Here is a 13,480-nt window from a genome sequence, read left to right on the forward strand (position 1 = left end):
TTTTACCAAATCGATTGAAAAAGTAGAACGAGTGTAGTAAACTTAAAAAGCAAGCACTTACTTTAAAAGGGAAATAAAGTACAGGAGTGTGTTTTTTGGAAACTTGGATTACAAGTATTATGGCTGATTTTGGCTATATAGGTATTTTTTTGTTAATTATGATTGAGAACTTGTTTCCGCCTATTCCCTCTGAGATTATCTTAACTTTTGGTGGATTTATGACGACAGTTTCATCACTTAATGTAGTGATGGTGATTATTGTAGCAACACTTGGTTCAGTTGTAGGAGCTATTTTACTTTACAAAGTGGCCTCTTATTTTGGCAAAGAACGGCTAACGCATATTGTTTTGAAGTATGGCCGGGTTTTACGACTCAAGGAATCGGATATTGGACGCGCTGAAAGTTTCTTTTTGAAATATGGTAGCTGGGCAGTGTTTTTATGTCGGATGATTCCACTTATACGGAGTTTGATTTCCATTCCAGCTGGGATGACGAAGATGAAAATGTCACGATTTCTAATTTTAACAACGGCCGGGAGCTTGCTTTGGAATACGGTATTAATTGGTCTTGGCGCTCTTCTTGGCGAATCTTGGGGCGAAATTGTTGTTTTCATGGATAGTTTTTCGACAGTGATTTATAGTATCATTGCTGTTATAACCTTGCTTGGCCTAGGATTCTTTTTCCGAGCACGCTTTAAAAAAACACTAGACGAAGAATAATGTCTAACCTTGAGGAGGAATCTTCAAGGTTTTTCTTTTGCGATTTTCGCTTTCGTGCTATGATAAGTTGGACATAGAAAGGGGACGGGACATATGCGGATTGGAATGCGGACAGTAAAAACAGCAATTGCAGCGACACTAGCGATTATTTTGGCGGAATGGCTTCATTTGGAATATGCAGTTTCGGCGGGAATTATCGCGATTTTAAGTGTACAAAATACGAAAAAGGGGTCTCTGCAACTTGCGATTCAGCGGGTTTATTCGACTGTATTGGCGCTTTCTATTGCCGCCGTATTTTTCATGCTCATTGGTTATAACGCAGTGAGTTTTGGACTTTATCTACTGATTTTTATTCCGCTTGCTGTGAGACTACATGTTGCTGACGGGATTGTTGTAAGTTCAGTACTTGTATCGCACATTTTATTAGAACAATCGTTATCATTCTTTTGGTTTAAAAATGAACTTTTACTTATGGCAGTCGGCGCAGGTATCGCAATTATTTTAAATTTATACATGCCGAAAATGGAAGACGAATTAAAACGCAGTCAACAAAAAATTGAAGCCATCATGAGACAAATTTTAACAGAAATGACGCAAGGGCTTCGAAATCAGTCTGAATATCTTGATGAGTTTGGCTTATTAAATCAATTAAAGGGTACATTAGATTATGCACAAGAAAAAGCTGCAAGAAATTTGGACAATCAATTTTTTGCTTCGTCACACTATTATTCTCAGTATGTGGATATGCGACTGGTTCAGTACCGAATTTTGACACAAATGAAGCGACATCTGGTTTCGTTCCATCATTCTTCAGAGCAAAGTATGGCGCTCGCTGAAATTACTGAAAAAACAGCGCAGACGTTGGATGAACATAATACGGCGGAAGATTTAGTGGCAGAGATTACAACGATGGTGCATGAATTTCGTAGTAGTAAGCTCCCAGAAACACGTGAAGAATTCGAAAATAGAGCCATTTTATTCCAATTTATGAATGATTTGCGCTATCTTTTAGAAATGAAACGTGATTTTTATGCGGAGTTTGGCTTGAAAGAAAAAGAAATGACGAGAGGACGATGAATCGTGATTGAAAAAATTGGTCAAGTAATGTTATATGTGGAAGATCAAGCGGCAGTAAGAGATTTTTGGGTGGAAAAATTGGACTTTGTCGTTGTTTCAGAAGAAGTCGTAAACGGCGAAATTCAGTGGGTTGAAATCGCCCCTTCAAAAGGTGTGGAAACTACTTTTGTGCTCCAAAATAAAAAGAAAGTTGCCGAAATGAACCCGGATATGAACCTTGGGACGCCATCGATTTTACTATTTGGAACAAATATTAGCGAACTGTATGAAGAATATAAAAACAAAGGAATTACAGTAGGGGATTTGGTTGATCTGCCAATCGGTCGCGTGTTCAACTTTGCAGATAATGAAGGGAATTATGTGGCGATTTGCGAAAAATAAAAAAGTCCAGATGACAATCTAAGTGATTGCCATCTGGACTTTTTTTATATAGTAGATACTAGCTTGTTTTCGCTCAGTGCTGCTTGGGCTGCTGCTAACCGAGCTATTGGCACGCGGTAAGGCGAGCATGATACATAACTGAGGCCAAGTTGATGGAAGAAGTGGATTGATTCTGGGTCTCCGCCATGCTCTCCGCAGACGCCCATTTTTAAGTTCGCATGAGTCATTCTTCCGCGAGTAACAGCCATTTCAACTAACGCACCAACGCCCGTTTTATCAATCGTGACAAATGGATCTTTAGGTAAAATATCTTTTTCATAATAATCAGCTAGAAATTTAGTCGCGTCATCACGAGAAAAACCATATGTTAGCTGGGTTAAATCATTTGTTCCAAAACTAAAGAACTGGGCTTCTTCGGCAATTTCATCTGCGGTCACACAAGCACGAGGAATTTCAATCATCGTACCAATATCAAAAGGTAGCACAACTCGTTCTTTTTCAAAAATCGCATGAATGGCCTGCTTAATTTCATTTTTAATATAACTAAGTTCGTTTTTTGTAGCGATTAAAGGAATCATAATTTCTGGGTGGACATCGATGCCTTCATCATGAACGATAACGGCACTTTCCATGATTGCTTCCGCCTGCATACGATAAATTTCTGGAAAAGTAATGGCTAAACGGCAACCGCGATGACCTAGCATAGGATTTGCTTCTGCCAGCTCCTCAATTCGTTTGGTGATTTGGGGAACAGTACGGTTCATATCGCGCGCTAATTGTTCGATTTCGCGGTTAGTCTTCGGTAGAAATTCATGTAGGGGCGGATCAAGAAGGCGAATATTCACTGCTCGACCATTTGCTATTCGGAATAATTCACTGAAATCCGTTTTTTGCATCTCTTTTAATGATATTAAAACAGATTCGCGCTCTTTAAGTGATTCTGCTAAAATCATTTGTCTTACATAAGGGATCCTTTTTTCATCAAAAAACATATGCTCTGTGCGACAAAGACCAATACCTTCAGCGCCAAATAGTAATGCTTTTTTAAAATCTGTTGGTGTATCGGCATTCACGCGGATTTTTAGTTTTTTCTCAGCGTCTGCCCATGCCATTAATTCATCAAAATGACCGCCTATAGAAGCTTCTGTGAGTGCTATTTGTCCAAGATAGACATTTCCAGTGCTGCCGTCGAGAGAAAGAAAATCACCTTCATGAAGCTGTTCTCCGGTTGTAAGGATAATGGTTTTTTCTTTTTCATTAATAGTGAGTTCAGCGCAACCAGCTATACAGCATTTTCCCATTCCGCGGGCCACTACGGCAGCGTGAGAAGTCATACCACCATGAGCAGTTAAAATCGCGCTACTTCTCGCCATACCTTCAATATCTTCAGGAGAAGTCTCATTTCGTACCAGGATAACAGAAATGCCGCGTTCTGAAGCTGCTACGGCTTCTTTAGCTTCAAAGAAAATTTGACCGGTGGCAGCTCCTGGGCTTGCTGGTAATCCGGTTGCGATGACTTGTCCAGCTTTTAGAGCGCTTTCATGAAAAGTAGGGTGAAGTAATTGATGTAGCTGTTTCGTTTCTACTCGCATAATTGCTTCTTCACGAGTGATTTTGCCTTCGTGGACGAAATCGACTGCTGTTTGAATTGCTGCTTTGGCTGTTCGTTTCCCGCTCCTTGTTTGAAGAACGTAAAGTTTTCCTTTTTCAATTGTAAATTCAATATCTTGCATATCTAAATAGTGATTTTCAAGTAGTTCACATGTTTTAAGGAGTTCGTTATAAACGAGGGGCATTCTTTGTTCTAATGCGCTAATCGGTTCAGGCGTGCGGATTCCTGCAACAACATCTTCACCTTGTGCATTTAGTAGAAACTCACCAAAAACTTGCTTTTCACCAGTGGATGGATTTCGCGTAAAAGTAATACCAGTACCGCTTGTTTCGCCAGTGTTGCCAAAAACCATCGCTTGAATATTCACGGCTGTGCCAAAACTTGCATCAATATCATGCAGTCTGCGATAAATAACGGCCCGAGGGTTCATCCACGAATCAAAAACAGCAATAATCGCAAGTCTCAGCTGTTCTAACGGATCTTGCGGAAAATCTCTGCCAGTTGCTTGGCTGAAAATCAGTTTATAAATCTCAATTAGTTCACTTAAATCAGCCGCAGTTAATTCCGTATCTAAAAGGTAATTATTGTCTTTTTTTATACGAGCAAGCGCCTGTTCAAATTGATAGCTTGGAATTTCAAAAACGACATCGCCAAACATTTGAATGAAGCGACGATAAGAGTCAAACGCAGAACGAGCATCTCCTGTTAAGTTAGCTAATCCTTCAGCAGCTTGATCATTTAACCCTAGATTTAGAACCGTATCCATCATTCCTGGCATCGAAAAAGGCGCGCCAGAACGTACTGAAACTAACAGCGGATTTTCCGCGAATCCGAAAATTTTTCCAGTTTGTTTTTCGAGTTCTGTCAAATGAATTTTTACTTCTTCAAAAATGTCTTCGGATAGATGTTTGTTGCTCGTCGTATAATCATTACAAGCATCGGTCGAGATAATAAAGCCAGGAGGGACGGGCAAACCAATCTTCGTCATTTCGGCCAAATTAGCACCTTTTCCTCCTAAAAGATTTTTCATTTCTTTAGAACCTTCACTGAACTGATAGACAAATTTTCTCAATTTATTCACCTCTTCTAATTAGTGGTAACTCGTGATAATCTCCGTGATTAGGGCAGCGGTTTCTTCAATGGCTTTGTCTTCAACATGGATTACTTGGCAGCCAAGCTTTTTGAAAGTAGCATAACCATATTCTAACTCTTCTAAAATACGTTTTTCACTAGAGTAACTACTTGCTTCGTCTAAACCAATTGATTTTAATCTCACTTTCCGGATTTGAGCAAGTTTTTCAGGTGTAGTTGTCAGACCAATAATTCGTTCTGCGGGGATTTGAAAAAGTTCATCTGGAATCGGAATTTCGGGAACGAGTGGAACGTTAGCGACTTTCCAATTTTGATTTGCAAGATAGCTACTAAGTGGGGTTTTACTCGTTCTTGAAACACCGACTAAAACAATATCGGCATCCAGTAAACCGCGGGGATCTTTGCAGTCATCATATTTAACGGCAAATTCAATTGCGGCAATACGATCAAAATAATTACTATCAAGCCGGCGCATATTTCCTGGGTCTTGTTTAGACTTTAACCCAGTTTTTGCTTCCACTGCGGCAGTGAGCGTATGTAATAAATCAACGTTTGGAAGATGATTTTTTACACAAAAATCTGACGCATAATCAGCGAGCTTTGATTGTACTAGGGTTTGAACAACAATCCCATCAGCTGCTTTTGCTTCTTCTAATGTTTCCAGTAAAGCGTTTTCATCGCGAATAAAAGCGTGGCGCCGAATATCAGCTGGTTTATTAAGTGAAAACTGAGCTGTTACCGCGCGAATAATATGTTGAGCAGTTTCTCCGATAGCATCTGAAATAACATATATAATAACCGGATTTTCCATATTTGCCTCCTATTAAACCTTTTTTATTGTATCTACAAAAAGCGCAGTAATACGTGTTTTTGATATTTTTCCGACGACTTTCGCTTTTCCAGAGTTATTTTCAAAAACGGGAAGCGAATCGATTTGATGAAAGACAAGCTGTTCTGCTGCGTGCAAGACTTTATCATTTTTAGTCACAGTAACAAGGTTTGGCATGCGCGTCATAATGGTCGCAATGGGAGTGGCTTTCGTATCTGCATCCGCCAGTGCGCCTTTCAGTAAGTCTTTTCTGGAGACAAGCCCAACTAATTGTTCGTCATCAATTACATATAAACTGCCAATATCTTCCATAAAGAGCATCACAATGGCGTCATAAACACTTGTTTCTTTTTTTGCGAAAAATGGTTGGGTCATAATATCTGCTACTTTCAATTGGCGAATTTCATCCAAATGAATCGGATTTGTTTCGAGTCCTGAGTAAAAATAACCAACTTTAGGTCTGGCATCTAAAATTCCGGTCATCGTCAAAATCGACAAATCAGCACGAATCGTAGCACGCGTTAATTTTAAATGAGCAGCGATAGAGTCACCAGTAGCAGGCTCATTCGCGCGAACAAAGGCAACAATCTGGTGTTGTCTAGAGGAAAGTTCGATTGGAATCACATCCTTTTATTATGTTATGCTAAATATTATATAGTATGACATAATTAAAAACAAGCCTTAATTATGTCATACTATATAAAAAAACCTTCTCATTATCGAGAAGGTTTTAAAAATTATAATTTAAACATAAAACAAAATGCAGAAGTACATAAAAGCAGTTCCCGCGATAACAAATAAATGCCAAATCGCGTGCATATAAGGTACTCGAGGGATACTATAAAAAATTGCCCCTACAGTAAACATAATCCCACCAGTTGCAAGTAGCCAAAATCCGGTTGGCGTTAGCCCTGCATAAAGTGGTTTAATGGCGAACATGACCATCCAGCCCATTACTAAGTATACAAACGTCGATAAAAGTTTTAATTTGCCAGTCATAAATATTTTATAAATGATCCCAGCAATTGCGAGTCCCCAGATAACACCAAATAGCGTCCAACCGAGAGTTCCTTGAATGGTAATCAAAACAAATGGCGTATAACTGCCAGCAATTAAAACATAAATCGCGGCATGATCCATAATATTAAAAACCGTTCGTGCTTTGCAAGGTTTGAAGCTATGGAGCAGTGTGGAACAAATATAAAGCAACATTAGTGAAATTCCATAAATTAAAAAACTTGTTAAATAAAGAGGATTATCTTTTCCAGCGGCGAATATTATAAGTAAGACGAGCGCGGGAATACTAAGGATAAATCCAACCCCGTGCGTTATTGCATTCGCCAGTTCTTCTTTCCAATTATAAGAAGTGACATTCATTTTATCACCATACTTTTCTACAAAATTTTTGTGGGTTGTTACATTTCTATCATACGCTAAAAAAGTAAGAATAGAAAGACAAATACCATTTCTTTCTCTTTTCTTAAAACTAGTTTATAGGTTGTGTATAACGCCGGGAATGTTATAATAAGAGAAAATAAGCAAAAATGGATGTGGCTAAATGAGAAAAATAAAGATTATCACAGACTCAACTGCAGGCTTAACTCTTGAAGAAGCAGCAAAATGGAATATTGAAGTTTTATATTTAACCGTAGAAATCGATGGGAAAGTTTATAATCCTAAAACAGACATTACGCCAGAAGAATTCATGGTACGCATGGCTGAAACAAAAGAATTACCAAAATCTTCGCAACCAGCAATCGGTTCTTTTGTAGAAGCTTATGAAAAATATACGGCAGAAGGGTATGAAATCCTTTCCATCCATTTGACGGAAAAACTAAGTGGTACAGTGAATGCAGCTCGCCAAGCAGCTGATATGGTGGAAGGAAACATCACCGTAGTAGACTGCGATTATACGGCGCGTGGCCAAGCATTCCAAGTACTAAAAGCCGCTGAAATGGCTCAGACTGGCGATTATTCAGTAGAAGAAATTCACGCTGCAATTAATGATATTCGCGACAAAACAAAACTTTATATTGTGGTCGTAACGCTCGATAATTTAATTAAAGGTGGGCGTGTTGGTCGAATGCAAGGTTTCCTAGGTAGTCTTTTGAATATCAAATTAATCGCTAAGCTTACTGATGGACAATTGGAAGAAGAAACCAAAGTTCGCAGTAACAAAAAAGTTTTACAATACTGCCTTAATCTAATTAAAGACGAACCGAAAAAAATTCAACAGCTGGATGTAGTTCATGCAAATGGGCTTAATTTAGCTGATGACTTTATCGCAGAGTCTAAAGAAATAACTGGATTAACAGAAATTCCACTATTTTTTGCAGATCCTGTCATTTCCACTCATGCTGGAACTGGCGCGTTTGCATTTATGTACTATACTGACTAAGTGAGTGATTGCATATGACAAAGAAAAAATGGCTGTGGCTTACAGGAAGCGTGCTTATTATCGCGCTTCTCGTTGGCGCAGTTTTTGGTATCAAGTATTATAAAGAATCAAAAGAAATCCCTATTAACCTAGTTGCAATGGGTGACTCATTAACAGAAGGTGTTGGTGATGAAAACAAAGAAGGCGGCTATGTGGGCATTGTTCCAGAAAAACTAAATGAAAAAGCTACAGTGTCTAGTGTGAAAACGAGCAACTACGGTGTATCAGGAAACCGTATTACACAACTAGAAAAACGTCTCGAAACGAATAAACAATTCCAGCAAGATGTCAAAAATGCCAATGTAATAACTATTACAATCGGTGGGAATGATGTGATGGCTATTTTGCAATCTCGCCTTTTAAATGTAGATGTGGCTGATTTTGCAAAAGCAAATAAAGAATTTCAACAAGAACTTACAACGTTACTTAAAGATATTCGCTCTTACAATAAAGATGCAGCGATATTTTTAATGGGTATTTACAATCCTTATACGACTTATTTTGCAGACATAAAACAATTTGATGAGGTCATTACCAACTGGAATGATGCTTCTGCGAAAACAATTAAACAAACTAACAATGCTTATTTCGTCCCAGTGGCTAAAGCATTAGAAGATAGAAATACATCCAATAAAGACAAGCCGAATCCATTACTTTCAGATGATTATTTCCATCCAAACCATAAAGGATATGAAAAAATGAGCGCCGAGTTAGAAAAAGCTATCGTCAAACAACTAGATGATGGTAATATTCCTAAATAGAAAGGTGATAAAATCTTGCAAGTAGAAACAAGATCAGCTCCAAAAAAACCAAAACGAAATTATTGGAAATGGATTTGCCTAACTTTAATTAGTTTGCTTATCCTTCTTGCTGGCTGGCTTTATGTGACAGTCTTTGTACTTAGCCCACAAGAAGAGCCAACGCCTTCGCTTATTAGCAATAAATCAAATATTGAATTTCAAACAAGCACCACTAAATCAGACTTAAACCAATTAATCAGTAGCTATATAGAAGATTTCAGCAAAGAGCAAGATATCGGTTATAAAGTTTTTGTAGCAAATAATGTCAATTTTACAGCTGAAGCGAAGATTTTTGGTGAGCCTGTTGAACTAAGACTTAAATTTTCACCAAAAGTAGTTGATAATGGAAATATAGAATTATCGCTGACAGATATGTCTGTTGGAGCATTACCTTTACCAGTTTCTTACGTGATGAACTATGTTAATAAAAACTATAAATTCCCTGAGTGGGTCACTGTACTTCCTAAAAAAGAAAAAATATATTTATCTTTGGACAAATTAAAACTAAAAGGCGACACAAAAGTTCGTGCCGATACGCTAAATTTGAAGAAAGACGATATTTCGTTTACACTTTTAGTACCAGTTAAGTAATTTAACTGGCCCAATCCTAGTTAGGGGGCATTTTTTATGACAAAAGAATCACTTGAAAAAGCAACATTTGCTGGAGGATGCTTTTGGTGTATGGTAAAACCTTTTGACACACAACCAGGAATCGAGAAAGTCGTTTCGGGTTATACAGGTGGACATACAGTGAATCCAACATATAAAGAAGTTTGCAGCGGGACAACAGGGCATACCGAAGCAGTTGAAATTACATTTGATCCGGCAGTATTTCCTTATGAAAAATTAGTCGAAGTATACTGGCAACAAACAGATCCGACTGATGCAGCGGGACAATTTGTCGACCGCGGAGATTCATATCGTCCGGTTATTTTTTACCATAATGAGGAACAACGACAAATCGCTGAAAAATCTAAAGCGGCTTTGGATGCAAGTGGAAGATTTAAGAAACCAGTAGTCACAGAAATTGCAAAAGCAGAAACTTTTTATCCTGCAGAAGAATATCACCAAGATTTCTATAAAAAAGAAAAAGCGCACTATGAAGGTTATCAAGTAGCTTCCGGTCGTGCTGCATTCATAGATGCCAACTGGAAAGGGTGAAGTCAAATGGATGAAAGTAAAAAAAACGAGCGACTTAAACAACTAACAGATATACAATATAATGTGACCCAAAAAGCGGGCACCGAACGCCCATTTCAAAATGAATTTTATGATAATGTGGCAAAAGGAATCTATGTAGATATTGTTTCAGGAAAGCCGTTATTTTCATCCAATGATCAGTATGATGCTGGTTGTGGTTGGCCAAGTTTCACAAAACCAATTGACGAAGCAGAAGTAATCGAACATAGAGATTTATCACATGGGATGATTCGGACAGAAGTGAAGTCAGTTGAGGCTGATTCGCACTTAGGGCATGTTTTTCCAGATGGACCACAAGATCAAGGTGGACTTAGATACTGCATCAATTCCGCAGCGCTTCGATTTATCCCCGTTGATAAGTTAGAAGAGGAAGGCTACCAAACCTATAAGAAAATCTTTGAATAAACAAACGATGCCAGAAAATGAAATGCGTAGAATAATATCGCGAAATCATTCTCTGGCATTGTTATGAAAAAGGAGCGAAATGTATGTTGAAAGTAGCAGTAGTGGGACTCGGTGGAATTGCACAAAAAGCGTATTTACCTGTTTTTGCTGAGATGGAAAATATCGAGGTCCACCTTTATACAAGAAATGCACAAAAATTAAAGCATTTAAGCGAAAAATATCGTTTTGATCATTATCATCAAAGTATTCATTCAATGATAGAATCTGGCGTTAATGCAGCTTTTGTACATTCATCTACAGCAAGTCATCCAGAAGTAATTCGGACTTTTTTATCACATAATATTCCAGTATATGTAGATAAGCCAATTGCCGATAATTTGGCCGAAGTGGAAGAATTGACGCGCTTAGCCGAAGAAAAAAACACGCTATTAATGACAGGATTTAACCGTCGTTATGCACCTAAATATCAAGAATTAAAAGCATTAACGGATATAAACATGATAGTAATGCAAAAAAACCGCGCAGGACAGCCAGGTGAGGCACGTACCTTTATTTATGATGATTTTATCCATGTCATTGATACCGTCCGCTATTTACTTGATGCAAAAATTGATCAATTACATGTGGTACCTGTTTGGCAAAACGAATTACTGTCTAGTGTAACTGTCCAAATCTCTGCTGGTAATAAAGTAGCTACTGCCATCATGAATCGGGATAGTGGTGTGAATGAAGAACGTTTAGCCGTGATGACAAAAAGCGCTAAATATGAAGTGGAAAATGTAACAGAGACACATATTTATGAAGGAACGACCGAGCGTTTTGAACGGTTTGGTGACTGGGAAACAACGCTTTATAAACGCGGCTTTGTACCGATTATTCAGGCGTTTTTAAATGCTGTTCGAAACGGCGAAAAAGCTCCAATTACTGAAGAAGATGCATTAGAGACACATCGACTAGCAGAAGAAATTCTAAGTAAACTTGAAAATTAACTTTATTTTTCACGAGAAATCAACTATAGTTAAAGCATAAAAAGAGCGGAGTGTGTTGTACGTTGGGAAGATCATTTTATCATTTTTTAATGACATATCGGGACCCGAAGCTAACAGATCAGAAAACGGAATTTGCCAACAATGCATACCGAGATCATAGTTTTCCAAAGCAAACAAGAAATTATCATATTCTTTGTGACTATCTTGAGTTTAATGCGCCGTATTTACCAGGAATGTCTATTTTCGATGAACTTTGGGAAGCGTATTTGCTAGATGAAGAGAAAAACAAACATTAGGAGGAGAAAAGTATGAGCGTACATATTGAAGCAAAACAAGGGGAAATTGCCGAAACAATTTTATTACCAGGAGATCCTTTGCGTGCGAAATACATTGCCGAAACGTTCTTAGAGGATGTTGTATTATTTAACCAAGTAAGAGGAATGCTAGGATTTACTGGTACATATAAAGGCGAAAAAGTTTCTGTTATGGGAACTGGTATGGGAATTCCGTCGATTTCGATTTATGTGAATGAATTAATTCAAAGCTATGATGTGAAAAATTTGATTCGCGTTGGAACAATGGGTGGCATTCAAGCGGACGTTAAAGTGCGTGATGTTGTAATTGCTCAAGCAGCTTCGACAGATTCTCAAATTAATCGTAACACTTTTGCTGGCGTAGACTTTGCACCAGTAGCAGATTTTTCTTTGTTAAAAAAAGCGTATGATGCAGGTGTTGAAAAAGGCCTATCTCTAAAAGTTGGTAATGTTTTCTCAGCGGATCGTTTTTATAATGATCAATTGGATAAACAACAATTAGCCGATTACGGGGTACTGGGAATTGAAATGGAAGCAGCAGCTCTTTATACATTAGCGCAAAAATATGGTCGTCGTGCACTTGCTATTCTAACTGTCAGTGATCACATTTTTACAGGTGAAGAAACATCCGCTGAGGAGCGCCAAACTACTTTTAATGATATGATTGTTGTAGCATTAGAAGCAGCAATAAAATAATCAAAATTACTACCTTAGATTTTGACTTAATGTATACAGGAAGGTTGATAAACATATATGAGTTCTTTATTAACAATTGCTTTAGCCGTTACTATCAGTTGTGTTAACACGGTAGAAGATCAATATTTCGGCGGGCAAAATGCAGAGCCAGTCGCTAAAGTGGAGCAAAAAGCCACAAGTAATAAAACACTTGCTGACTTAGAAAAAGATCCGCTTTATCCTTACATTGATAAACAAAATAAATTAGTCGAAAAAAATGGGATTCAGTATATCGAAAACGAGGAAAATATATTAGTACTTGCTAATAAAGATTATTCCTTGCAGCCAACATATACCCCCCCTGATTTAGTTCGACCAAATGTTACTTTTTCTTTTGGAAATGAACAAGTAGAAAAAGCGCAATTAAGAAAAGAAGCAGGAACAGCCCTTGAAGAAATGTTCAAAGCAGCAAATCAAGATGGTAAGAAACTTTTTGCTGTGTCGGGTTATCGTTCTTATAAACGACAACAAGAGGTATTCCAAGCTGAAGTAAATTCCAAAGGGGATAAAAAAGCTAGAGAAGCAGTGGCTTACCCTGGAACAAGTGAGCACCAAACTGGATTAGCAATGGATATTTCCTCAGAAAATCAATCATATGAACTAACTGAAGCATTTGGAACTACCCCAGAAGGTAAATGGTTAGAAGAAAATGCCCATAATTACGGCTTTATCCTTCGTTATATGAAAGGTAGAGAAGATATTACGAAATATCAATACGAATCTTGGCATTATCGTTATGTTGGCAAAGACGCTGCAACAATCATTTACAAAAACAACTGGACATTAGAAGAATTTTTTGAACATGTTAAAGCACTACAAAAGAAAGTAGATGCCGCAAAATAACAAGCTTTAGAACCATAAACATTTAGTTGTTTATGGTTCTTTTTTTA

At 37.8% G+C, this 13,480-nt stretch carries 16 protein-coding genes; 12 read left to right on the forward strand and 4 right to left on the reverse strand.

What is annotated here, in order from left to right:
- The first annotated feature begins 95 nt into the window (after positions 1 to 95).
- From OC533_RS13570 to OC533_RS13580, 3 genes are all read left to right on the forward strand, one after another.
- Positions 96 to 719 carry a DedA family protein gene (locus OC533_RS13570; RefSeq protein ID WP_194323719.1) on the forward strand — a complete coding sequence of 208 codons (624 nt, stop codon included), beginning with the start codon at positions 96 to 98 and terminating at the stop codon, positions 717 to 719.
- Between the two features lie 93 nt (positions 720 to 812).
- Entirely contained in the window at positions 813 to 1,796 is a 984-nt protein-coding gene (locus OC533_RS13575) for an aromatic acid exporter family protein (RefSeq protein ID WP_003763019.1), read from the forward strand.
- A 3-nt stretch (positions 1,797 to 1,799) separates the two neighbouring features.
- Complete coding sequence (locus OC533_RS13580) at positions 1,800 to 2,177, forward strand: VOC family protein (RefSeq protein ID WP_010991691.1); 378 nt, start codon at positions 1,800 to 1,802, stop codon at positions 2,175 to 2,177.
- A gap of 44 nt (positions 2,178 to 2,221) precedes the next feature.
- Here OC533_RS13580 and ppdK read toward each other — a convergent pair whose 3' ends face one another.
- The 4 genes from ppdK to trhA all read right to left on the reverse strand — a co-directional run bounded on the left by ppdK (position 2,222) and on the right by trhA (position 7,087).
- Entirely contained in the window at positions 2,222 to 4,861 is a 2,640-nt protein-coding gene (ppdK, locus tag OC533_RS13585) for a pyruvate, phosphate dikinase (protein WP_194323721.1), read from the reverse strand.
- Positions 4,862 to 4,879: 18 nt separating this feature from the next.
- On the reverse strand, positions 4,880 to 5,692 hold the full coding sequence (locus OC533_RS13590; protein ID WP_033532920.1) for a pyruvate, water dikinase regulatory protein: 813 nt from the start codon (positions 5,690 to 5,692) through the stop codon (positions 4,880 to 4,882).
- Between the two features lie 12 nt (positions 5,693 to 5,704).
- Positions 5,705 to 6,334: a helix-turn-helix transcriptional regulator gene (locus OC533_RS13595; protein WP_003767490.1), complete on the reverse strand. Its 630-nt coding sequence runs from the start codon at positions 6,332 to 6,334 to the stop codon at positions 5,705 to 5,707.
- Between the two features lie 120 nt (positions 6,335 to 6,454).
- Positions 6,455 to 7,087 carry a PAQR family membrane homeostasis protein TrhA gene (gene trhA, locus OC533_RS13600; protein WP_010991688.1) on the reverse strand — a complete coding sequence of 211 codons (633 nt, stop codon included), beginning with the start codon at positions 7,085 to 7,087 and terminating at the stop codon, positions 6,455 to 6,457.
- 181 nt (positions 7,088 to 7,268) lie between these two features.
- Between trhA and OC533_RS13605 the strand changes: the two genes are divergently transcribed.
- The 9 genes from OC533_RS13605 (at position 7,269) to OC533_RS13645 (ending at position 13,433) form a co-directional block, all read left to right on the forward strand.
- Positions 7,269 to 8,108: a DegV family protein gene (locus tag OC533_RS13605; RefSeq protein WP_185512983.1), complete on the forward strand. Its 840-nt coding sequence runs from the start codon at positions 7,269 to 7,271 to the stop codon at positions 8,106 to 8,108.
- A gap of 14 nt (positions 8,109 to 8,122) precedes the next feature.
- Positions 8,123 to 8,908: an SGNH/GDSL hydrolase family protein gene (locus OC533_RS13610; RefSeq protein ID WP_194323723.1), complete on the forward strand. Its 786-nt coding sequence runs from the start codon at positions 8,123 to 8,125 to the stop codon at positions 8,906 to 8,908.
- Between the two features lie 15 nt (positions 8,909 to 8,923).
- Positions 8,924 to 9,538 carry a YpmS family protein gene (locus OC533_RS13615; protein WP_070753677.1) on the forward strand — a complete coding sequence of 205 codons (615 nt, stop codon included), beginning with the start codon at positions 8,924 to 8,926 and terminating at the stop codon, positions 9,536 to 9,538.
- Positions 9,539 to 9,574: 36 nt separating this feature from the next.
- Positions 9,575 to 10,108, forward strand: a complete 534-nt coding sequence (gene msrA, locus OC533_RS13620; protein ID WP_003769341.1) for a peptide-methionine (S)-S-oxide reductase MsrA — start codon at positions 9,575 to 9,577, stop codon at positions 10,106 to 10,108.
- 6 nt (positions 10,109 to 10,114) lie between these two features.
- Entirely contained in the window at positions 10,115 to 10,552 is a 438-nt protein-coding gene (msrB, locus tag OC533_RS13625; protein ID WP_003769339.1) for a peptide-methionine (R)-S-oxide reductase MsrB, read from the forward strand.
- Positions 10,553 to 10,635: 83 nt separating this feature from the next.
- Positions 10,636 to 11,541: a Gfo/Idh/MocA family protein gene (locus tag OC533_RS13630; RefSeq protein ID WP_010991685.1), complete on the forward strand. Its 906-nt coding sequence runs from the start codon at positions 10,636 to 10,638 to the stop codon at positions 11,539 to 11,541.
- 62 nt (positions 11,542 to 11,603) lie between these two features.
- Positions 11,604 to 11,837, forward strand: a complete 234-nt coding sequence (locus OC533_RS13635) for a YozE family protein (protein WP_003763000.1) — start codon at positions 11,604 to 11,606, stop codon at positions 11,835 to 11,837.
- A gap of 12 nt (positions 11,838 to 11,849) precedes the next feature.
- Complete coding sequence (deoD, locus tag OC533_RS13640) at positions 11,850 to 12,551, forward strand: purine-nucleoside phosphorylase (protein ID WP_003767481.1); 702 nt, start codon at positions 11,850 to 11,852, stop codon at positions 12,549 to 12,551.
- A gap of 57 nt (positions 12,552 to 12,608) precedes the next feature.
- Positions 12,609 to 13,433 (forward strand): D-alanyl-D-alanine carboxypeptidase family protein, encoded by an 825-nt coding sequence (locus OC533_RS13645; protein WP_160464547.1) that lies wholly within the window; start codon positions 12,609 to 12,611, stop codon positions 13,431 to 13,433.
- Positions 13,434 to 13,480: the final 47 nt, after the last annotated feature.

Origin of the sequence: Listeria sp. Marseille-Q6474, from assembly GCF_946902005.1 — a bacterium.
Taxonomy (GTDB): Bacteria; Bacillota; Bacilli; order Lactobacillales; family Listeriaceae; genus Listeria; species Listeria innocua.